This is a genomic window from Sphaerisporangium siamense, assembly GCF_014205275.1.
Lineage (GTDB): Bacteria > Actinomycetota > Actinomycetes > Streptosporangiales > Streptosporangiaceae > Sphaerisporangium > Sphaerisporangium siamense.
Window position 1 is genome coordinate 2,200,168 of record NZ_JACHND010000001.1, and the last position, 20,514, is coordinate 2,220,681.

A 20,514-nucleotide genomic window follows, 5' to 3' on the forward strand; every position below is an offset into this window, starting at 1 on the left:
TGATGATCACCTGGGTGCTGTTCGGCTGTGCCGGAATCTCACCGCACTTATCGTGAGATCGGTACCCGTATGACACCCCTTACCAGGCACCCGGAAAGCCCCCTAAAGCCGCTTAAGGGCATCAATACACCCCTATACCGGATTATTGCCTTGACGCTGGGCTTTTCCGGATCCGAGAGTCGCAGGGGGAACTGATCATCCATCGGCGACGTGTCGCCTGACTCCTCCCAGTTGATCTGCCTTGTGAGGGTGTGCCATGAGCTCCATCCAAGCCGCCGGAAGCCACCGTCCCTCCGACTCCACCGCCGTCGTACCCCGGGGCCGGGCCCGCCTGGTCCTGCTCAGCGTCCTCGCGGGCGCGGTCCTCGCGTCCCTGTGGTCCTTCCACTTCGTGGACAGCGTCATCGGCGACAACGTCGCCAACACCCTGCTCGGCCACGACGCCAAGGGCACCGCCATCACCGGCGTCGCCGCCGGGGCCGTCTTCGCGTTCGTGTCCGGGCTGGCCGGCACCTTCACCGCCTGCAACGTGGCGGCGTTCGGCGCGGTGGTCCCCCTCGTCCGCGAGGGCGCCACCTGGCGCGACCGGCTGCGCGAGACCTTACGCCCGCTCGGCCGCCTCGCGCTCGGCATGATCGTGGTCAGCGGCGTGTACGGCGCCGTCGGCGCGCTGCTCGGCGAGCGCCTGCCGCAACTGTCGCAGGCGACCGTCGGGGACGGCCTTCCCGTCCGGCTGCTCCAGGCGTCCGTCGTCTTCGGGATCATCGGGCTGGCGTTCATCTGGCTCGGCCTCGCCAGCCTCAAGATCGTCCCGGATCCGCTGGCCGGCCTTGAGCGCCGCTTCCCGAACGTCCGCCTGGTCGTGCTCGGCGCGCTGGTCGGCGGCTTCCTCATCGGCCGCCCGTTCCCGCTGTTCCACAAGCTGTTCGTCTACGCGGCCGAGACCCACAACCCCTTGTACGGCGCCGCGGTGTTCGTCCTGCAGTCGCTCGGCAACATCGTGGTGATGGCCGTGCTGTTCGCCGTCCTCATGCTCGCCGCCAGGGGACGCTTCGCCCGCTGGCTGGCGGCCAGGCCGGCGCGGCTGGCCACGGTGGCGGCGGTCGCGTTCCTCGTCGCCGGCGCGTTCACGGTGATCTACTGGGACATCCGTCTGCCGTCGATGTTCGGCTACGGCTGGTACCCCGTCGCCGGCTGGTAGGCGCCCGCCGGGTCGAAGTGGAGGCGCACGCTCGTGCCGGACGGACGGCGGTGCACGCGCACCAGGTCGGCCAGCTCGTTGACGATGATCAGCCCCCGGCCCCGCGTCGCGGTGTCCGGGGGTGGGACACGGCCCGCGAGCGGGTCGTCGAGCCGGCCCGAGTCGTCGAGCTGGTACACCAGCGTGCCGTCCTCCACCCAGACCGTCACCGTGCCCGGCCCGCAGGTGTGCTCGGCGGTGTTGCTGGCCAGCTCGTTCATCGCGATGAGCAGCTCGCCCACCCGGCGCTCGCCGAGCCCCGCGGCCGCGGCGCGCTCCGCGAGGAAGGCCCGCACCCCCGGCAGCCCGCCCGTGCCGTTGAAGGTGTGGGACGCGGCCCGCGCGGGGGGCGCGGGCAGCGGCCGGTCGAACAACGCGACCGCCTCGACCGGGTCGGTGTAGGCGGGGCTCGGCCAGGAGCCGGCCGGGTCTTGCATGACCGGGTGCGTGCGCTCGGCGTCGTCGAGCGCGTACGGCTCCAGCCGGGAGACGTCGTACGGGCAGAGGATGACGGCGTCGCGCCCGGCGAACGCGGCGTTGATCAGCGCCTCGTGCGCGGCGCAGGCCGGGTACTCCAGCGCGCTGCGGCCCTTCCAGATCGGCTCGCCGATGACCCACACCCGGCGTCCGGAGTGGGCCTCGGCGAAGGCCAGCAGCACCGACGGGATGATGCGCCCGGGGTTGCGGCCCGCGACCGACATGTCCTTGAAGACCACCTCGTCGGCCCGCGTCCCGAGCCGGTCGCGGATCGCCGTGCCGCCGCCGGGCACGGCCACCAGCGCCGGAGCGCCCGCGGCGAGCGCCTCCTCAAGGAAGGCCGCGCACTGGGACACGTACTCGTCCTCGTCGCGGTAGAGCAGCCCGATGTGCTCGAACGGACCGGCGGGGGACGCGCTCATGCCGGCGCGTCGGGATGCGTGGTGGCCATCAGGTCGAGCTCCTTCGCCGGGAAGCGCCACGGGTCGTCCAGGAGCGCGGCCGAGGCGTGGCCACCGGCGAAGCCCGGCCACGCCTCGTACCGCCGCGGACGCCTGGTCCGCCGCGGACGCGTGATGCCGGAATTCGCCCCCGTCGCCCAGCTCATGTCGCCGATCACCTGTAGTTCCGCATATGCACTTCCCCACGCGGCGGCGATCTCACGTCCCCTGGTGACTCGCCCGATGGTGGGGCGTACCAGCTAACCGCACAAGCGGCCTCCGAGGCAACGAATCCGGCATTTCGGACCTTGTCTCGACGTTCGGGGACATGTGCCGGTGGCCAGCGCATGCTTACATGATTACAGTACTTCAGGCTAGGCTGCGCACCCGAAGCCTGCATCCGTCCGGCGAGGTGAACGCCCGTGATCGTGGAGTACATCCGTTACCGTGTCCCCGACGGCGACGAGTTCGAGGCGAGCTACCGGAGGGCGGCGGCCCACCTGGCACGCGCCCCGCAGTGCGTGGACTACGAGCTGTCCCGTTGCGTAGAGGAGCCCGGCTCCTACATCCTGCGCATCACCTGGACGTCGGCTCAGGACCATCTCGAAGGTTTCCGGCGGAGCGCCCTGTTCCAGGACTTCTTCGCCGAGATCCGTCCCTACGTGGACCGGATCGAGGAGATGCGCCACTACGAACGCACGCCGGTCCGGGGGACGGGAGCCTCCATCCCCTCGCTCTACGAATGGGCGGGCGGCGCCGAGGCCCTCGAACGGCTCACCACCAGGTTCTACGAGCTCGTCGCCGAGGACGACCTCATCGGCCCCCTGTTCAAGGGTATGGACCCCGGCCACCCCCGCTACGTGGCCATGTGGCTGTCCGAGGTCTTCGGCGGCCCGAACCGGTACACCACCGAGCGGGGAGGCTACCCCCACATGCTGTCGATGCACCTCGACAGGCACATCACCGAGCCGATGCGGCGCAGATGGGTCGTCCTGCTCATGGACGCGGCCGACGAGATCGGGCTCCCCGGCGACCCGGAGTTCCGCGCGGCGTTCGCCGGCTACATCGAGTGGGGCACGCGCATCGCGCTCACCAACTCCCAGCCGGACGCGAACCCCATGCGTGACGCCCCCGTACCCCGCTGGGGCTGGGGCGTCGCACCTCCGTACCAGGGCTGATCCCGCCCGGACGACGACCGGGACCAGGGCTGGTCATCACCGAGGACGGGCGGGGCCGAACCCGCCTGAGAACGATCAAAGCAGGCCCCCCGTCGGGGCAGGCACGGTCGTGCCCGTCCAGGAAAGGGCCTCGCCTCCGGCTCGGGCTGTTCTTCCCAGGGGCTCCCGCCCCCTTCGACCCCCCAGCGTGCAGGCCGTAGGGGAAGACCCGAGTCCGAGGCGAGGACCGTCTCCGGGAAGTTGGTTCAGACAGAGGGGACAGTGCACCGAACGACGGCAAGCCGCAGGACCGGTGCAGAGATCAGACGGTTGTCACACTGGCGGCGAAGGAACGAGAACCCCGTTGAGGCAGGGATGGTCATGCCTGTCTGGGAAAAGGGCCTCGCCTCCGGCTCGGGCTGTTCTTCCCAGGGGGCTCCCGCCCCCTTCGACCCCCAGCGTGCAGGGCCATAGGGGAAGACCCGAGTCCGAGGCGAGGACCGTCTCCGGGAAGTTGGTTCAGACAGAGGGGACAGTGCACCGAACGACGGCAAGCCGCAGGACCGGTGCAGAGATCAGACGGTTGTCACACTGGCGGCGAAGGAACGAGAACCCCGTTGAGGCAGGGATGGTCATGCCTGTCTGGGAAAAGGGCCTCGCCTCCGGCTCGGGCTGTTCTTCCCAGGGGGCTCCCGCCCCCTTCGACCCCCAGCGTGCAGGGCCATAGGGGAAGACCCGAGTCCGAGGCGAGGACCGTCTCCGGGAAGTTGGTTCAGACAGAGGGGACAGTGCACCGAACAACGACAAGCTGGAGAACTGACTAAGCGATCAAAGGGTTCTCACGCTGGCGATGAAGGAGCGCCACTCTTGTGGGCTGAAGACGAGAGCGGGTCCGCTGGGGTTCTTGCTGTCACGGACCGCGACAATATTGGCCAGGTTGAGCGCTACCTCTACGCATGCCGCGCCATTCGACCCGGAACGGGAGGACTTCCGCCACTGCGCGTCACTCAGGTCCATTGATCCATCACATCCTTGATCATCTTAAGGGATACGTTTTCAGGATATGCCCATGCACGTATGGATTCATAGCGTATCCATACGTCATAAACGACATTAGGATCAGCCGAAACCAAGCCTTGTGCTGGCGAGTCGGCGTATACAACGTCCGGCTCCCGGTCGGGAAGTTCGGCGATCATGAATGTGCCTAGCAGACCGGAAACGCATTCCGGATTCACAACCTGCACGGTCACGTTGGGGCGCTCGGCGGCCTCTAGGAGGAACGCCAACTGCTCACGCATCTCCTGGTCCGTTCCTATACGCCGCCGCAGCACACCTTCGTCGAAGAGAGCCAGCACCAAAGGCGGGTCTCCCCTCTCCAGAACGCTGCGCCGCCGCAACCGAGCCCGAGTCCGCTCCTCGACCTCTTCTGGTCCGATCCGAGGTTCCCTGCTGAGGAGGTAGCGTGCATACCCTTCCGTCTGCAAAAGCCCTGGAACCAGCAGCGGATCCCAGCTTCGCAGCACCGTCGCGCGCGGCTCTATCTCTTCCAGCCAGTCCATCCACCAGATCGGGCCGCCTGGGTTGGACAAGATTCGTCGGTACAGGCCGACGAAATACTCTTTATCCGACAGGCCGAACACCTGGTCCAGGATTTCGGCCTGATCGGGTTGCGGGGTTCGGAGGCCCTTTTCGAGACGACTCACCTGGGTTTGCGTGCATCTCAGACGCACTCCGAGCGCAGATTGCGACAACCTGGCCGATTCGCGTAGACGGCGCATTTCCGCACCGAAACGAGCCCTCGGCGATGTCGCATCCTGGGGTTGCTCCGTTCCCAACGCCTTCTCCATTCCTCGGGGGTGGAATTCGACGGAGGTTGCGATGATGACGGTATCCCAAGTTGAGTCTGTCCGTGTTGCCTTTCTGCTTTCAACGGACTCGAGATCCTTATGGATTTCAAATCCACCGGCCGGACACTCAACACAGGTAGCCATTCGGTGGTGGACGCGTCGCTGATGTGCCGCTTTCCCCTTATCCGGCATGAGATGAGACCGCGACGGCATTGGCGACAAAGGCCATGCACACGTCGGTGCTACGGCTCGCACGCTGGGGGTCGAAGGGGGCGGGAGCCCCCTGGGAGGAACAGTCCGAGCCGGAGGCGAGGCCCTTTTCGGAGGTCGGCCGGGCATCGGACGATGTGTATTTCGCGGGCTCGGGTTCGCGCGAGGTTCACCGGCCGGCCCTCCAATCGGCGGCGATCGCCGGTGCGGCGGCCACTGGCGTAAGCCGGGACGGATTCGTGATTGATCGGATACGCAGCGCCATCTATGCTCCCGGCCATGGGAATCCCTACCGAACCGATCGGCAGCATCCCCCGGCCCCCCGCCCTGCTCGCGGCGCTCTCCGCCCATGCCTCGGGTGAGATCGACGACGCGGAACTCGCCGCGCGGCAGGACGAGGCGGTCGCCGACACCATCCACCGGCTGGAGCTGGCGGGCTCCCCGGTCCTCGTGGACGGAGAGCAGTCCAAGCCCAGCTTCGTCACCTACCCCCTCGACGGCCTGCCCGGCCTGAGTCCCGACGGCGCCGTGATCCCCTTCGCCGACGGGCACACCCGCCGCCTGCCGTGCCTGACCTCGGGCCCGTTCGGCTACCAGGCCCACGCCGTCACCTACCTGCGCGCCGCCCGCCGCCACACCGCGCTGCCCGTCAAGCAGGCCGTCATCGCCCCGTCGGCGCTGAGCCTGCTCTACCCGGCCGCGGGCGTCGACGGCTACCCGCGGGCGAAGTTCCTCGACGACCTGGCCGCCGAGGCCGAGGCCGATATCCGCGCGTGCCTCGACGCGGGTGCGCACGTCGTCCAGCTCGACTTCACCGAGGGCCGCCTGTCGCTCAAGCTCGATCCGAGCGGCGGTGTGCTGGACGATTTCGTGGCGCTCAACAACCGGGTGCTCGAACGCTTCAGCGAGGACGAGCGCGCCCGCATCGGGGTGCACACCTGCCCCGGCGGCGACCAGGACTCCACGCACAGCGCCGACGTCGACTACGCCGGCCTGCTGCCCAAGCTCTTCAGGCTCAAGGCGGGCAACTTCTACATCCAGCTCGCCGGCGAGCCCGACCCTGAGCGGGTGCTCGGCATCATCGCCGACACCCTGCCCCCGGACGTCAGGGTCTTCGTGGGGGTGACCGACCCGATCGACCCGGTCGTGGAGAGCGTGGAGCAGGTGCGCGACCGCGTCCTCGCCGCCGCCCGCCACATCCCGCCCGAGCGGCTCGGCACGTGCGACGACTGCGGCTTCTCGCCGTTCGCCGACGACACCTCCACCTCCCGTGACACCGCCTTCGCCAAGATCGCGGCTCGCGTCGAAGGCACCCGCCTGGCCTCCGAGGCCCTCGGCCTCTGACCCGCGCGCCTTCCCCGGTCTTCGGCGAGGCCGGGGAAGGGCCGCCTTCAGGACAGGGACACGCGCAGCTCCCACAGTTCGGGGTAGAAGCGGTCGCGGTGGCGGTCGGCCAGGTGGGTGGCGCCGGGTGTGCCGGCTGTGCCGGGTTTGCGGCCGATCTGGCGTTCGACGGTGAGCATGTGCCGGAACCGGAACGCCGACCACGTCTGGTCGTGCTCGACGAGGGCCTCGGCGAGCTCCCACAGCTCGGCGTGGTGCTCGCGGTCGCCGGCCAGCTCCAGGAGGGCGGCCTGCCGTTCCCGCCCGGTGGCGACGGCGAAGCCCGCCTTGGCGAGGACGGCCAGGAAGCCGTCCCACAGGGTCGGCCCGCCCTCCTGGCCCGCCGGCGGGCGGGCGCCGGAGAGCAGCTCGATCTGGTGGAACTGCGCCGACTGCGACCCGCTGGCCCGGCCGAGCGCGCCGCGGAAGCGCAGGAAGTCCGGTGGCGCCATGGTGTCCAGCACGTCGAACTGGCTCGCCAGCAGGCGCGCGATGACGTGGCAGCGCCGCAGCCGCAGGCGGGGCAGGTGGCCGTCGCCGGCCAGCATGCGGTCGCGGGCGTCGGTGAGCTCGGTGATGAGCTGGCGGAACCACAGCTCGCACGCCTGGTGGGCGGTGATGAACAGCAGCTCGTCGTGTTCGACGGGGACGGACACCGGCCGGAGCTGGTCGAGCAGGTCGGGCAGGCGCAGGTAATCGCCGTAGGTCAGTGGCGTCAGTGGCATGGTGCGGACCCTTCAGGGGCGCCGTGTCGGCAGAAGCTGGTGGGTGGCGAACGCCTCCTCCGCGCCGGGCGCCTCCAGCACCCCCGCGGACTGGAAGGTCCGCACGGTGGCCTGGCAGGTGTCGGCGATCCGCGCCGCCCCGGCGTCGCCGCCGTAGCAGTCCGCGACGACCTGCGCCGCGGCGTCCGCGTCGAGGCCCGCCAGCAGGAGCGAGGAGCGCACCGGCTCGACGTCCCAGGTCAGGCAGGCGTGGATCAGCGGTGGCAGCGCCCGTGCGACCGGGCCGCGCAGGGCCGGGTCCAGCCCGGCCCACAGCTCGGCGAAGAAGGCGGCGAAGAAGCGGTGGTGGCGGCCCTCGTCCTTGGCGTGGTCGCGGGTCAGGTCGCGGACCACGGTGACCACGGTGCGGTCGTTCGGGATCTCGTTGAGCACGGCGGTGATGAGCGTCTCGAACACCACGGCCTGGAGCAGCGGCACCAGCGCGGGCGTGTCCGGCAGCAGGCTCCGGCCGGCCCGCTCCAGCCGGTCGACGAACCCGCCGTAGTCCCACGGGGGGATGGCGACGCCGGTGCCGGCGGCGATCTGGTCGGCCAGGTCGAGGCTGTAGAGGGCGTGGTAGCCCTCGTCGCAGTACACCTTGAAGGCGTCCAGGCGCAGACGCACGGGCAGGCGCAGCCCGGCCCGGTCGTTGGCGATCAGCTCGGCCGTGGTGTTGACGATCCGGGTCTCCAGGTGCGTGGTGGAGAGCAGGAACTGGTAGAGGTGCCGGATCGTCAGCTCCCGCCGCGTCCGCGAGGGCAGCCCCGCCAGCGCCTCGTGGGCCAGGTAGGGCACCAGGCTCTCCGGGTAGAAGACCTTGCCGTCCTCGCTCTCCTCGGTGAACATGCGGCGCACGCCCCCACGGACGCCCGCCGCCTCGTACCACTGGTCGAAGGGACCGCTCATCTCGTCTCCCCCAGGACGTCCGCGAGGCGGGTGACACCGGCGGCGACCGTGCCCGCGTCGGTGGCGTGACAGAGGCGGAACCAGCCGGGCCGGGGGCAGCCGAACACGGTTCCCGGCAGGATGTTCACCCGCGCGGCGTGGAAGATCTCCTGCCACAGCGCGTGCTCGCCCTCGGCGGTGTGGCGGCGCAGGCGTCCGCGCAGGTCGATCCAGACGGAGAACCCGCCGGACGCCTCGACGTGCGGGATGCCGTGGCGGGCCAGCAGGCTCGCGGTCGCGGCGTAGGAGCGGCGGAGGCGCCGCCGGGACTCGGCCAGGAAGTCCCGCACCCACGCGGTGTCGCCGATCAGCCGCGTGAGCGTGGCCTGGGTCTGGGTGGAGACCGGGGCGAAGTACGCGAGCGCGCGGGCGGCGGCGCGCACGTCCGGGTCCCGCGTGTACAGAACGCCCGCCTTGAGCCCCGGCAGGCCGAAGTCCTTGGCGAACCCCCACACGCCGTGCACCCGGGACGCGTGCCGCCCGGCGACGGCCGGGTCCAGCATGCTCGTGAACGCGGCGGTCCCGAACACCGAGTGCGCGTAGATCTCGTCGGCGATGACGTCCACGTCGTGCTCCCCGGCCACCCGCAGCACGTCGCGCAGCACCCCCGGCGCGTAGACGTGGCCGATCGGGTTGGACGGCGACGTGAGCGCCAGCGCGCGCACGGTCACGCCGTCACGGCGCGCGGACCCCAGCACCCGGTCCAGGACGCCGGGGCTGAGCGCGTACCCGGTGGCCTCGTCCATCGGGGCGGGCAGCAGCCGCGCGCCGGAGCGGCCGGTCAGGTCCGTTTCGAACGCCGCGTAGTACGGCGCGGGCGTCACGACGGCCTCGCCCGGGTCGCACAGCACCGTCGCCAGGATGTCCAGCGCGGCGGTGGCGCCGCTGACCACCACCAGGTCGGCGGGGTCGACCGCCGTGTTCCAGCGCGGCGAGAGCAGCGCGGCGATCGCGGCCCGCAACTCGGGAGTGCCGTGCAGCGGGGCGTACTGGCAGTCCGGCTCGCGCGGCGGGCCGGCCTGTGCCAGCCGGGGGGCGAGCAGGTCCCACACCAGGCGGTTCTCGGCGGTGCCGAGGTTGACGTACCCCTTGGGGTTGTCCTCGGGATGGTAGGGATCGGACTCGGCCTCGAAGTGGGCCGCCGCGATCGCCGGAACGTCGGCGACCAGGCGGCGGGCCGTCCGCGACACCATCAGCGCACCCCTTCCGGCTGCGCGTCGGGGGCGAGGCCGGTCAGCAGGCCCGGATGCACGCCGAGCCCCATGGAGGCGTCGATCACCGCGCCGTGCAGCGGGACGGCGTGCTCACCGGTCAGCCACCACACCACCTCGGCGATCTCCTCCGGCTGCAGCAGCCGTCCCCGGGGCAGGCGCGCCTCCAGGGCGGCGCGCTGCCCGGCCGTCAGCCCCGACAGCGTGCTGGCCTCCAGCATGGTCGTCTCCACCGCGCCCGGGCTGACCGCGAACACCTCGACCGGCCGGTGCGCCAGCTCGGCGGCGAGCTGCCGGGTCAGGTACGCCAGCGCGGCCTTGCTCATGCCGTCGGCGATGTGGAAGCCGGGGAACACCGAGACGCCGCCGCCGACGCTGGAGACGTTGACCACCTTGCCGTAGCCGCGGTCGATCATGCCCGGCAGCAGCCGCTGGATCAGCCACAGGGGGCCGACGCTGTTGACGCGGAGGAACGCCGCCACCCGTTCGTGCTCGGGGCCGGGGACGTAGTCCTCCACGGTCTTGGAGCCGACGGCCGCGTTGTTGACCAGGACGTCGACCGGTCCCGGCAGCGCCCCGAGCAGTTGCTGGTGGCTGTCCCAGTCGCCCTGGTCGAACTCGAACGCCCCGGTCTGGGCGCCGGACGCCGACAGCTCGCCAACCAGCGACTCGGCCCGCGCCCTGCCGGACCTGTAGGTGAACCACACGCGGTCGCCGCCGGCGGCGAACCGCCGCACGCACGCGCGGCCGATCCCGGCCGATCCGCCGGTCACCAGCACCGTCCGCGATCCGGGCATGGCCCGCCTCCTGTTCACCGACCGGCCCTTCGCCGGTTCACGCCACGCCGGGTCACGCCGCCGTGCCCTTCGTACCCGGGGTGCCTGCCGTGCGCGTCGGGCTCGCCGGGGCGGCGAGCCGGGCGAGCACCTCCCGCCCGAGGGGGTCGGACGGGTCGCCGAGGCCGAGCGGCAGGTCGAAATGGTTGCGGCCGGGCACGACGACCTCGGTGATCCCGGCCCCGGCCGCGCGGGCCGCCGCGACGAGGAGGTCCTGCTGGTCGGCGAACCCGACCGGCTCGTCGCCGCCCCGGACGGCCAGCAGCGGCGGCATGCCCGCGCGCAGCGCCCGCGCCGGGCTGTTGCGCGCCGCCTCGTCCGGGTCGAGCCGGATCGCCGGCCCGATTGACGTGCGCAGCAGGGGCTCCAGCTCGTAGAGGCCGCTGATGAGGACGGCGGCGCGGATCCGCGTCGCCTCCGGCCGCGATCTCAGGCACATCGCCACGAGCTGGGCGCCGGCCGAATGCCCGGCGAGCACGACGCGCCGCCCGTCGACGCCGAGCGCCTCCGCGTCACGGCACAGCCGGGCGACGCCGCGCCGCACCTGGGTCCCGATCTCGTCCAGCCGGTGGCGCGGCGCGAGGCCGTATCCGAGGGCGGCGAACGCGGCGCCGGCCGCCACCACGTCGCGGGCCGCGAACGCCGACTCCGCCGGACCGAGTTCCTGCCAGTAACCGCCGTGCACGAAAACGAGCAACGGCGCGCCGGGGGCGGCGGCGGGGAAGAAATGCGCGCGTTCGTGGTCGCCCGGCCCGTAGGCGATCTCGCGCCATGGCAGAACGCGCCGCGCCTCCGCGGAAAGGCGCGTGTATTCGCGCAGGAACGGGTCGGGGGAAATGGTCGCGCCCGGCAGATAACCGCGGTCCCAGCTTTCCCTGTCGGCGCCCCAGCCGCGGTCGGGTAATGGGCGCGGGTCCGTTCCTGTGTTCACGTGACGCTCCGATGACCGTGTTCACCTGCGATGACAGGGAGGCGTCCGCCTGTGCGCCGTCGGCGTCCCTGCTCGCCGAAATCGGTTTCACTCGTACAAGGGGCCGCGTCCTGTCGATAGGGCCGGCCATGGTCCTGTCACGGGGAACGGGCGTTCTCTGAAGGAGTTCCGGGCCTGTCCAAGGTCCCACCCACTCCTGTCCGGGACGCATATTTTCCGGGCAGGTCGTCGGCACAGCGTTAACTGCAGATCATGATGAGGCGGGCGTTGAGACGTCCCCCCGCGACCGGCGCCCGGCCGAGGTCGCCCCCGGTTTCGCGTCGCTTCGGAAGCGCCCGGGAAGCACGGGGGAAGTGCGCGGAGCCGGATGATTCGGATCGCCCGCAACGGGCGGAAGCGGACGCGTACCTCAAGGGGGGAACCATGCCGGCTCCGAACGACGCCGAAACCATCCTGAACCTGCAGTCCGACGACGTCCCCGTCGTCATCAGCTCCGACGGCACCATCCACGCGGCCTCCGACGGCACGCGCGGCGTCTCCATCCACGACGCCAAGGGCGACTACCACGACCGGACCACGAGGTGACCGCCATGTCGGACTACGACTACGTGGTGCCGCGCGGCATGCTCATCATGGAGGGCGACGCCTCCAAGCGGCTGTACCTGGAGCAGCAGAAGCTCAAGACCTACTTCCCGCAGTTCGGCTTCTCACAGTCGTCGCGGACCGGCGAGCTCGGCGTCACCGGCCGCCTGCGCACCAACTCCGGCGCCCGGTACCCCCTGAGCCTCCAGCTCACCGAGAACTACCCCTACGAGTTCCCCTACGTCTTCCCGGTCGGCTGGGACTCCACCTGCCCGCACGTCTACCCGGCCGGGAACCTCTGCATCATGCGGCCGGACCAGTGGCGGCCGTTCTACTCGATCGCCTTCGCCATCGCCAAGTCCGCCATCTGGCTGAACAAGTTCGAGGTCTTCAAACGCCGCGGCTACTGGCCGGGCAACGAGCAGGACCACTGACGGCGCCGCACGGTCCGTACGGAAGGAGACCTCATGACCGACGCCCTGATCGGCGCGTCCACCGCCCTCGACACCGCGCGCATCGACCACCTGCTGGACGGCTTCGACGTCCGCGACGTCGAGATCACCCTCGTCGGGCTCGGCAGCGGGGGAGCGTCCCTGCTGCTCCCGCTCGTCATGTCCGGGATACGCCGCTGGCACCTGTACGACCCCGACGTGCTCGAACCGGTCAACCTCGTCAAGCACCCGGCGACGCGCGAGTGGCTCGGCAGGCCCAAGGTCGAGGCGATGAAGGCGTGGATCCTCGACCGCAACCCCGAGGCCGAGGTGGACGCCCACGCCGACGACGTGCGCAGGAGCCCCGGCTTCGAGACCGACGCGCGCGCCTCGTCGCTCGTCGTCTGCGCGGTGGACGACCCGGTGACGCGTGGCTGGCTGAACGCGCGGTGCGTGGAGACGGCCCGGCCGTGCCTGACCGGCTCGGTGATCCGCACCGGGCTCGGCGGCCAGGTCTACCTGTACGTCCCCGGCCAGACCGGGTGCTTCTCGTGCATGCAGCTCGTCGCCGACCGCAACCACGCCAACCTGGAGGACGCCCTCGACCTGACCGACGAGGAGCGCAGGCACCGCTACGGCCTCGGCGAGACCGGCTTCACCACCTCCGGCCTGGCCATCGACATCACGATGGTCGCCTCCTTCCAGGCGCACATGGCGTGGAGCGTGGTGGCCGGCGGCCGGTCCCGGTACGTGCCCCGGCTGACCTTCAACTGGCTGACCCTGGGCATCCGCCCGGAGAAAGGGGTCTTCTCCTTCCACTACCAGACCAACCGGATGCTCGTTCAGCCGCAGCGCGACTGCGTGCTCGGCTGCGGAGGAGGCGGCGCGTGAACTACCAGAACCTCCGCGCCACCGCGCGGGGACGCTTCGCGTCCCGCTACCTCGCCGGGCGGCGGCCCCTGGCCAGGATGCGGCTCGAACTGCACGAGGACGTCGTCGCGCGGGCGCGCGCCGAGATCAGGGCCAACCCGCGCATCGAGGTCGGCGGGAAGTTCGTCGGCTTCGTGCGCGGCCGGTTCTCCGCGACGTCCGAGGACTGGCGGACGGAACTGGAGGAACTGCAGATCTCCGTCGTCGCCTACCTGGACGCCGGGCCGGGCAAGGACCGGTCGGCCGTCCACCACTATTCCGACACCGACTACCAGTTCCGGCTGTTCCAGGATGTGGCCCGGGATTTCCCCGACCTCGATTTCCTCGGCATCTGGCACAGCCACCATCCGAACGGGCTCGGCGAACTCAGCCGCGGGGACGAGGAGACGGCGACGGTCACCGTGAGCAATCCCGGCCACGGGCACGATTTCCTGATCTCCTCCCTCGCGATCGACGAGCGCGGCCTCATGGCGGGCCGGCACTTCGTCTTCCTGCGGGGCCATGCCGATTTCCTGGAGATAGATCCGGATTTCGTGCAGGTAGTCAGAGGGCCGAATCCCGTCGCGGAAAGGGTGGAGGCCGCGGCCCGGCGGTTGCACGCCGCCGGAGACCGTCCGGCTCCGCCCCCGGCCGCGGCGCCGTCCGTTACCCGGCCGCCGGGCGGGACGGCGTCCTGGACGGCCTCCGCCGAGGGCAAGGCGATCCTGGCCGCCGACAAGGCGTGGCTGGGCGAGTTCCCTGACATGCGTCCCTTCATGCGCGGCGGATCGCTGGTGTGGCGGGGGACGGCCGGGGCGGCGGGGGTGACGGCCCACTGCGAGTACATCTGCCCGGAGGGCTTCCCCCAGGTCAGCCCGGTCGTCGACGTGCGCACCGCCGACGGCGCGCACGCGGTGCGGTACACGCTGCCGGACTCGTCGCACCGCCGCGAGGGCTTCCACCACGCCCTGCGCACCCTGGCCGGCCTGGTGGCCGCGGGCGGCGGTCAGGAGGACGGGGGAGAGGAGGGGGGCGCGGATCCGGACGCCCGGGAGGACGCGGCTTCCGAGGTGTAGACGGCGTGGATTGATCGCCGGTTTCGCGGCGGGGTCGGCAGGAATGCGGATCCGTCGCGTGGAAGACAGTCGGGATATTTCTGACTTTGCGGTGCTATGCGCATTAGGTGAGTATGCGCCGTTGATTGTCCAAGTACATCAGGTGGCCTTAGGGTATTAATCGAAAGACCAAAAGGTTCGCCGAACCGTACATTGCTAGGCTCGCTTCCACCGCTTTAGGGAGGAAGCGGGAGGATGACTGATCTGGGAGGCCTGGGTGGCGCGCATCCACGTAGGCGTTCTGGGACCCGCCACCTTCCACCGTGACGACCGCGAGATCCGTCTGACACCGTTCACGGTCAAACTGCTGCTGCGGCTGGTCGCCGCCGAGGGCGAACGGGTGTCGGCCCGGGAGCTCTACCACGACCTGTGGGGCGCCCCCGTCGGCAGGTTCGGCAGGGTCCACCGCACCGAGGTGCAGAAACGCGTCCTCGAACTGCGCAGGGCGATCGAGCCCGGCCAGCAGGCCGAGCCCTCCGCCGTCCTGCGCACCGAACAACTGCTCAACGGACGCGAACCCGAGTCCGCCTACCGGCTCGTCCTCGACGGCGACCAGCTCGACTGCCGGGAATTCGAGGACCTGGTCAACCGCGCGGCGCACGCGGCGCCCGCCACGGCCGTCGTCCTGCTCTCCCGGGCGCTCGCCCTCTGGCGCGGCGGCCCGCTGCCCGAGCTGAGCGAGGCCGAGTTCGCCGCCCCCCTCGCACACCGCCTGACGGCGACGCACCGGGCCGCCCGCCAGGCCCTCGTCCGCGCGTACACCGAGCTCAGCCACCCCGACCTCGCCCTCCCCCTGGCGGAAAGACTCGCCGCCGAGGACCCGGGCGACGCGGACGCCGCGGAGACGCTGCGCGGCCTGCGCGAGACCCTGCGCGCCCGGCACGGCGACGAGGTGTTCCGGCGCGAGTTCCCCCGCCTGCGCGTCACCGTCGTCGTCAAGCACGGCGACCTGTTCGCCCAGGACGACGCCAACCTCGTCGCGGGCTTCGGCGACACCTTCGACACCACCACCGACCACGACTTCGTCATCAGCAAAGAGAGCGTGCAGGGACAACTCCTGGAACGCCTCTTCCGCGGCGACCGCGAACTCCTCGACAAGGAGCTCAGGCGGGGGCTGCGCCAGGTCACCCCGGTCGGCAGGGAGACCGTCCAGGACAAGCCCCGCGGCAAGCGCACCCGCTACCCGATCGGCACCGTCGTCCCCATCCCGCTCCCCGGCCGCAGGGTCTTCGCCGTCGCCTACTGCCACCAGGGCAACGACTACGTCACCCGGTCCACCGCGGACGACCTGCGGCTCGGCCTGGAACGGCTGTGGGCGTCCGTCATGGTGCACGGGCTGCTCAAACCGGTCGCGATCCCCCTGGTGGGCTCCAAGCTCGCCCGGATCACCGAGCTCGACTGGGAACAGCTCATGATAATGATCATCGACACGTTCGTCGCGAGCTGCCGCGACAGGACGGTCACCCCCGAGCTGCGCATCGTCATCCGGCCCGGCGACCTGGCGCGCATCCGGCTGTCGGTCGTCGCCGACCACCTGAACTCCCTCGACGAGGACGGACGCCCGGCCCATGCCTGACCCTTCCGCACACCTAGTGGACGACGCCCGGGAACTGCTGGAGGACGTCCTCCAGTGGCAGATGTCCCCCGCCCGGTGGGACCACCTCGCCGGCATCCTGGACGCCGCCATCGCCGCCGCCGAATCCGGCGACCTGGACGCCCTGGACGCCGCGGTCGTCCGCATGGAGGTCGCCGGGCCGGTCCGCGTCCAGCGCATCGGCGAGGAGTCCGCCGACCCGCCGCCGCCCGTCGTCCGTGACCGCGTCAACCACCTGGTCCACCTCCTCGCCACCCCGCCCGGCGCCCCCTCCGGCCAGGCCGGCGAGTGACCCCACCGGCCCCCGTCACATCCCGGCCCGGCGCGCGATGACCACGATCCTCGACCAGCAGTTGGTGGCCCACCTCTACGCCCCGACCGACGGGCCCGACGCCGGGGCCGCCTACCGGGCACTGCGGGAGATCTGGCGCTACTGCCGGCTCTCCCTGCACATGACCGAGCCGATCCCCGGCATCGGACTGCCCAACCTGCTCCCGGAAACCCCGGACTCCTTCCCCGCCGGCGGCGAGGTCGCGCTGGCCGCGCAGGAACGCCCCGGCGCCGACTGCCAGGCCGTGCTGCGCCGCCACCACGACCTGTTCAACCTGTCGATCGCGCTCGCGCCCCCCGAGGCCACCGCCCCCGACGACGGCGACTGGCCCTGGTGGCGCATGCTCGACCTGCGGTGGGACGCCGTTCTCGCCCAGCACGGGCCACACCTCGTCGGCGAGGCCCGCCTGTACCTCGCCCGGGTCGGCGACGAGGCCGGCATCCGCGCCGCCGACCCCGCGCTCTACGACCACCTCAACGACCTGCTGCCCGAGGCCGCGCGCGGCCGGCTCGGACGGCGCGGGGTCTCCGCCTCCGACGGCCTGGCGCTGTGGGAGACCGTCCCCGCCCCTGACGAGCGCCCCGCGCGGCGCTTCCTCCTCGCGATCGCCCCCGACGCCGACCCCGCCGCCAGCGCCTGGGTCTGGTCGCGCGGCGACACCGCGATCCCCCCACTGGCCCGGTACCTGCTGCACGCGGCCAAGATCCGGTACGAGCTGCGCGTCTGGCTGCGCGACGGCCAGGCCCGGCACCTGCGGGACACGATCGAACGGCTCGCCACCGAAATGCGCCGGCTCGGCGCGGGCGCCGCCGCCCAGGCCGAGCTGCTCCGGCTGCGCCGGATGGACGCCCTCATGCTGCACACCGACCTGCGCGCCCTGCGCCACACCGTCGACATCGCCGCCGACAACCTCGGACGGGCCTTCGACCTGTCCGCGCTCATGGCCCCGAGCGGCCCGTTCGCCGACGACGCCGGCCTCGCCCGCTCCCTCCTCGAACGCCTCGACGACGAACTGGCCTACCTCGCCATGGCCACCGACCGCGCCACCCACCTGACCACGCACGACATCCCCGTCCTCACACCCCCCGCCACCGCCGTCATCCCCCCACCCCCCGCCGGCCTTGTCATCCCCCCACCCACCAAGCCCGAGGCCGCCTCCATGGCCGCCCGGCCCTCGATCGCCGTCCCCCTGGGGGTCCCGCCGATCACCGGGGTCGCCGACGCCAAGAACGTCTTCGTCGTCTACGGCAGGGACGAGCCCGTCCGCCAGGCCGTCTTCACGTTCCTGCGCGCCCTGGACCTGCGCCCCCTCCAATGGGAGGACCTGGTCAAGATGACCGGGAAGCCCTCGCCGTTCCTCGGCGAGGTCGTCGCCCGGTCCATGCTCCTCGCCCAGGCCGTCGTCGTCGTGATGACCCCGGAGGACGTCGTCCACCTGCACCCGGACCTGCACGAACCCCAGGAGTCATCCGCCGAGGCGCGCCACTCCCTGCAGGCCCGCCCCAACGTCCTGCTGGAACTCGGCATGGCCCTCGCCGTCCACCCCGACCGCACGCTGATCCTGCTGATCGGCGACCAGCGCCCCGTCACCGACCTCGGCGGACGCAACTACGTCCGCGTCACCGGCACGCCCGACTTCCGGGTGAAGATAGCCAACCGCCTGCGCCTGGCAGGCTGCCCCGTCGACACCACCGGCACCGACTGGCTCACCGCCGGCGACTTCACCACCCTCACCGCCCACAACCGCACACCTTGACCCCCGTCAGGTGTCGAAGCGGCGGCGGGAGTCCTCGATGTGACCGAGGTACCGGTGGGTCCAGTCGCACATCCTGTGGACCGTCTCCCGCAGGGCCCGGCCGGGCTCGGTGAGGGTGTACTCCACCCGCGGCGGCACGGTGGGATGCACGGTCCGCTCGACCAGCCCGTTGCGCTCCAGCATGCGCAGGTTCTGGGTGAGCATCTTGTGGCTGATGCCCTCGACGTCGTCCCGCACCTCGCCGAACCGCAGCGTGCTCTCCCCGAGGGCATCGATGATCAGGAGCGCCCACTTGTTGGCGACGTCCGAGAAGATCTCCCGCGCCAAGGAGTCCGCGCGCGTGAGATCCGCGTCCTCGGGCGAACCCCTGAACTGCTTGGTCACCATGAGGTTCCCCAGTCACCGAAAAGTGCGTTCTTCCATGTCAGCGTTCACTCTCCTACGGTTCCCGAGTAACCACAAGAAACCACGAGCGGGGGCGACCCCGTGAAGGCGAGCCCACGCGCTCGTACGACGAGGAGGCGGACGAATGGCCATCACCCTGGTCAACCCCAGCGGACTGCCGCGGATCGACGCCTACCATCAGGTGTCCATCGCCACCGGCTCCACGCTCGTCTTCGTCGCCGGACAGGTCTCCTGGGACGCCGACGGCACCACGGTCGCCCCCGGCGACCTCGCCGCCCAGGTGGAACAGTGCTACCTCAACATCGCCACCGCCCTGGCCGGCGTAGGCGCCTCCTTCGCCGACGTGGCCAAGCTGACCGTCTACGTCGTCGACTGGACCCCCGAAAAGATGCCCTTGCTACTGGAAGGCATCACCCGCGCCGCCACCAAGCTGGGCACCACCCCCACACCCCCCGGCACCCTGCTCGGCGTAGCCTCCCTGTCCTCCCCAGACCACCTGGTCGAAGTAGAAGCAACCGCCATCCTCGACTGACCCCAACTTAGATAAGGCGGCGGTATCTCAGTTCTGGGACTACTTCGTCGTGTACGTGCCAGGAGAGTTCGCCGCCGTCCCAGTGGAAGCCGGCGCGTTCGTAGAAGCGGCGGGCGCGGTGGTTGTCTCTGAGGACCCAGAGGGAGAGCGACGGGTATCCCGCCGCGTCGGCGCGTGCGACGAGCTCTCGCATCAGGGCGCGCCCGACTCCGGCGCCGATCACGGGGGGCGCCACGTACAGGGCGTGGATCTCGCCGTGGTCGCCCTCGCATCCCTCGTCCCGGCACGGCCCCACGACGCCCCATCCGACGACCTCGCCGCCGAGCTCCGCGACCAGGTTCTGCACGCGGGCGTCGCCGCCGAAGGAGTCCCTCCGCCGCTCGGCGTCGGCTTCGACGCTCATGCGGTCCAGGTAGCCGGCCGGGACGAGTCCGGCGTACGCCGCCTTCCACCCGGTGACCCGCACCGTGGAGACGGCGAGGACGTCGTCGGGCGTCATGCTCCTGACGACGGGGCTGTCAGCACGTCCAGCAGTAGACGCTTTCACCAGGGCTCCTCTTGCGGCGGATGAGGTCGGTCAGTCGGCGCAGGGTGTCCAGTGCGGTGAACGGGTCGAGGGCGAAGCCGTCGCGTGCCTTCTCCTCCGCCCACCATTGTGCGAGTTCTTCTATCCGCGGGTCCGACGCGGCCCTCAGCGCGCTCACGAGCGTGTCGGACAAGGCGAGGACCACGGCGTTCCCGCCGTCGGCGACGGTTTCGGGGAGGTCGTCCTCGGCGAGGTCGTCGAACGAGCGTCCGGTGAGGTGGGACTCCCAGTCCAGGAGCGCCTCCTCGGCGTCGAAGTCGCCGGACGAGGCCGTGGGAAAGGAACGGAGCGGGCCGGAGCCGAGGACGCCGGCCGCGTTCGGCCGCGTCGTCACGAAGAAATCCACGATCTTGTTCATGCCCGTCCTCGCCCTCGGCGACCGGTAACGCGTGCGCGTGCGTGTGCGCGTGCCAATTCTCCGGCAGGCATGCGCCTTCCGCGGCCGCCGCCTGTCGGCGCCCAACGTCCGGCACACGGCACCGCTCCGAATGCGATTCTCCTGCGGGTCTTGCGGAATCCGCATAAATTCGGAGGAATGGGGATCGGTAAAGCGTGTGTGATTCCATGCGCATAATGGCCACCTGATCGCCATTCCCGGATCCCGGACAAGTGCGTGAAACGGCTACGGACTTCCGTGGGCCCCGGCCGATGTACGGGTTTTCCCGGATGGCGTTCGATCACCCGGCGTCGAAGCATGGCATTGACGCGGGGGACAGGTCGGCCGTGGTTTTCGGGATGGTGGGAAGCCTGGTTTCCCATCGCCCTGAAAACCCGGCCCCGATCCGCGCGGGACAACGGGAATTTCGGATATGACTCCCCTGTATCCCCTCTC

Annotated in this window: 23 protein-coding genes; 11 read left to right on the forward strand and 12 right to left on the reverse strand. The window is 70.8% G+C overall.

From position 1 onward, the window contains the following. The first annotated feature begins 256 nt into the window (after positions 1–256). Positions 257–1,201: a hypothetical protein gene (locus tag BJ982_RS10340; RefSeq protein WP_184878827.1), complete on the forward strand. Its 945-nt coding sequence runs from the start codon at positions 257–259 to the stop codon at positions 1,199–1,201. On the opposite strand, the gene BJ982_RS10345 is transcribed toward BJ982_RS10340, so the two are convergent. Both BJ982_RS10345 and BJ982_RS10350 read right to left on the reverse strand, forming a co-directional pair. Further along, positions 1,171–2,139, reverse strand: a complete 969-nt coding sequence (locus BJ982_RS10345; RefSeq protein ID WP_184878829.1) for an anti-sigma factor RsbA family regulatory protein — start codon at positions 2,137–2,139, stop codon at positions 1,171–1,173. The two genes, BJ982_RS10340 and BJ982_RS10345, sit on opposite strands and share 31 nt — an antisense overlap. Beyond that, a complete protein-coding gene (locus BJ982_RS10350; RefSeq protein WP_184878831.1) occupies positions 2,136–2,324 on the reverse strand; it encodes a hypothetical protein in 189 nt (62 codons plus the stop codon). Before BJ982_RS10350 ends, BJ982_RS10345 begins: the two co-directional genes overlap by 4 nt. A gap of 255 nt (positions 2,325–2,579) precedes the next feature. Between BJ982_RS10350 and BJ982_RS10355 the strand changes: the two genes are divergently transcribed. Beyond that, on the forward strand, positions 2,580–3,335 hold the full coding sequence (locus tag BJ982_RS10355) for a group II truncated hemoglobin (RefSeq protein ID WP_184878833.1): 756 nt from the start codon (positions 2,580–2,582) through the stop codon (positions 3,333–3,335). 807 nt (positions 3,336–4,142) lie between these two features. Here the strand turns inward: BJ982_RS10355 and BJ982_RS10360 are convergent. Further along, positions 4,143–4,331, reverse strand: coding sequence for a DUF397 domain-containing protein (locus BJ982_RS10360; RefSeq protein ID WP_184878836.1), 189 nt, complete (start codon positions 4,329–4,331; stop codon positions 4,143–4,145). Continuing rightward, positions 4,322–5,722, reverse strand: a complete 1,401-nt coding sequence (locus tag BJ982_RS40360; RefSeq protein ID WP_311772255.1) for a helix-turn-helix domain-containing protein — start codon at positions 5,720–5,722, stop codon at positions 4,322–4,324. Before BJ982_RS40360 ends, BJ982_RS10360 begins: the two co-directional genes overlap by 10 nt. Between BJ982_RS40360 and BJ982_RS10370 the strand changes: the two genes are divergently transcribed. Then, a complete protein-coding gene (locus tag BJ982_RS10370; RefSeq protein WP_184878842.1) occupies positions 5,651–6,715 on the forward strand; it encodes a cobalamin-independent methionine synthase II family protein in 1,065 nt (354 codons plus the stop codon). The two genes, BJ982_RS40360 and BJ982_RS10370, sit on opposite strands and share 72 nt — an antisense overlap. A 47-nt stretch (positions 6,716–6,762) precedes the next feature. Here the strand turns inward: BJ982_RS10370 and BJ982_RS10375 are convergent, their stop codons facing one another. Genes BJ982_RS10375 through BJ982_RS10395 form a run of 5 tightly spaced genes read right to left on the reverse strand, consistent with a single transcriptional unit; the run spans position 6,763 to position 11,441 of the window. Next, positions 6,763–7,479, reverse strand: a complete 717-nt coding sequence (locus BJ982_RS10375) for a tryptophan 2,3-dioxygenase family protein (RefSeq protein WP_184878844.1) — start codon at positions 7,477–7,479, stop codon at positions 6,763–6,765. Between the two features lie 12 nt (positions 7,480–7,491). Then, positions 7,492–8,424, reverse strand: coding sequence for a diiron oxygenase (locus BJ982_RS10380; RefSeq protein WP_184878847.1), 933 nt, complete (start codon positions 8,422–8,424; stop codon positions 7,492–7,494). Then, the gene (locus BJ982_RS10385) at positions 8,421–9,656 is read right to left on the reverse strand and encodes an aminotransferase class I/II-fold pyridoxal phosphate-dependent enzyme (protein WP_184878850.1); all 1,236 of its coding nucleotides are present in this window, start codon (positions 9,654–9,656) and stop codon (positions 8,421–8,423) included. Before BJ982_RS10385 ends, BJ982_RS10380 begins: the two co-directional genes overlap by 4 nt. Beyond that, positions 9,656–10,471: an SDR family NAD(P)-dependent oxidoreductase gene (locus BJ982_RS10390; RefSeq protein WP_184878853.1), complete on the reverse strand. Its 816-nt coding sequence runs from the start codon at positions 10,469–10,471 to the stop codon at positions 9,656–9,658. Before BJ982_RS10390 ends, BJ982_RS10385 begins: the two co-directional genes overlap by 1 nt. A 52-nt stretch (positions 10,472–10,523) precedes the next feature. Then, complete coding sequence (locus BJ982_RS10395) at positions 10,524–11,441, reverse strand: alpha/beta hydrolase (protein WP_184878856.1); 918 nt, start codon at positions 11,439–11,441, stop codon at positions 10,524–10,526. 423 nt (positions 11,442–11,864) lie between these two features. On the opposite strand from BJ982_RS10395, the gene BJ982_RS10400 reads away from it, so the two are divergent. The 7 genes from BJ982_RS10400 (at position 11,865) to BJ982_RS10430 (ending at position 18,159) form a co-directional block, all read left to right on the forward strand. After that, positions 11,865–12,026: a hypothetical protein gene (locus tag BJ982_RS10400; RefSeq protein WP_184878859.1), complete on the forward strand. Its 162-nt coding sequence runs from the start codon at positions 11,865–11,867 to the stop codon at positions 12,024–12,026. 5 nt (positions 12,027–12,031) lie between these two features. Next, positions 12,032–12,457, forward strand: coding sequence for a type II CBASS E2 protein (locus BJ982_RS10405; RefSeq protein WP_184878862.1), 426 nt, complete (start codon positions 12,032–12,034; stop codon positions 12,455–12,457). Positions 12,458–12,490: 33 nt separating this feature from the next. After that, the gene (locus BJ982_RS10410) at positions 12,491–13,345 is read left to right on the forward strand and encodes a ThiF family adenylyltransferase (protein ID WP_184878865.1); all 855 of its coding nucleotides are present in this window, start codon (positions 12,491–12,493) and stop codon (positions 13,343–13,345) included. After that, positions 13,342–14,439, forward strand: a complete 1,098-nt coding sequence (locus tag BJ982_RS10415; RefSeq protein ID WP_184878868.1) for a hypothetical protein — start codon at positions 13,342–13,344, stop codon at positions 14,437–14,439. Before BJ982_RS10410 ends, BJ982_RS10415 begins: the two co-directional genes overlap by 4 nt. A 256-nt stretch (positions 14,440–14,695) precedes the next feature. Beyond that, the gene (locus BJ982_RS10420) at positions 14,696–16,054 is read left to right on the forward strand and encodes an AfsR/SARP family transcriptional regulator (RefSeq protein ID WP_184878870.1); all 1,359 of its coding nucleotides are present in this window, start codon (positions 14,696–14,698) and stop codon (positions 16,052–16,054) included. After that, complete coding sequence (locus BJ982_RS10425; RefSeq protein ID WP_184878873.1) at positions 16,047–16,364, forward strand: CATRA system-associated protein; 318 nt, start codon at positions 16,047–16,049, stop codon at positions 16,362–16,364. The genes BJ982_RS10420 and BJ982_RS10425 overlap by 8 nt, the downstream gene beginning before the upstream one ends. Positions 16,365–16,401: 37 nt before the next feature. After that, on the forward strand, positions 16,402–18,159 hold the full coding sequence (locus tag BJ982_RS10430) for a CATRA conflict system CASPASE/TPR repeat-associated protein (RefSeq protein WP_184878878.1): 1,758 nt from the start codon (positions 16,402–16,404) through the stop codon (positions 18,157–18,159). A gap of 6 nt (positions 18,160–18,165) precedes the next feature. Here the strand turns inward: BJ982_RS10430 and BJ982_RS10435 are convergent, their stop codons facing one another. Beyond that, positions 18,166–18,546 (reverse strand): winged helix-turn-helix transcriptional regulator, encoded by a 381-nt coding sequence (locus tag BJ982_RS10435; RefSeq protein WP_184878881.1) that lies wholly within the window; start codon positions 18,544–18,546, stop codon positions 18,166–18,168. 142 nt (positions 18,547–18,688) lie between these two features. Here BJ982_RS10435 and BJ982_RS10440 point away from each other — a divergent pair, with 142 nt between their 5' ends. Next, positions 18,689–19,096 (forward strand): RidA family protein, encoded by a 408-nt coding sequence (locus BJ982_RS10440; RefSeq protein WP_184878884.1) that lies wholly within the window; start codon positions 18,689–18,691, stop codon positions 19,094–19,096. Positions 19,097–19,103: 7 nt separating this feature from the next. Here BJ982_RS10440 and BJ982_RS10445 read toward each other — a convergent pair whose 3' ends face one another. Both BJ982_RS10445 and BJ982_RS10450 read right to left on the reverse strand, forming a co-directional pair. Beyond that, positions 19,104–19,595, reverse strand: coding sequence for a GNAT family N-acetyltransferase (locus BJ982_RS10445; protein WP_184878887.1), 492 nt, complete (start codon positions 19,593–19,595; stop codon positions 19,104–19,106). A 19-nt stretch (positions 19,596–19,614) separates the two neighbouring features. Continuing rightward, the gene (locus BJ982_RS10450) at positions 19,615–20,040 is read right to left on the reverse strand and encodes a hypothetical protein (RefSeq protein WP_184878890.1); all 426 of its coding nucleotides are present in this window, start codon (positions 20,038–20,040) and stop codon (positions 19,615–19,617) included. Between the last annotated feature and the right edge of the window lie 474 nt (positions 20,041–20,514).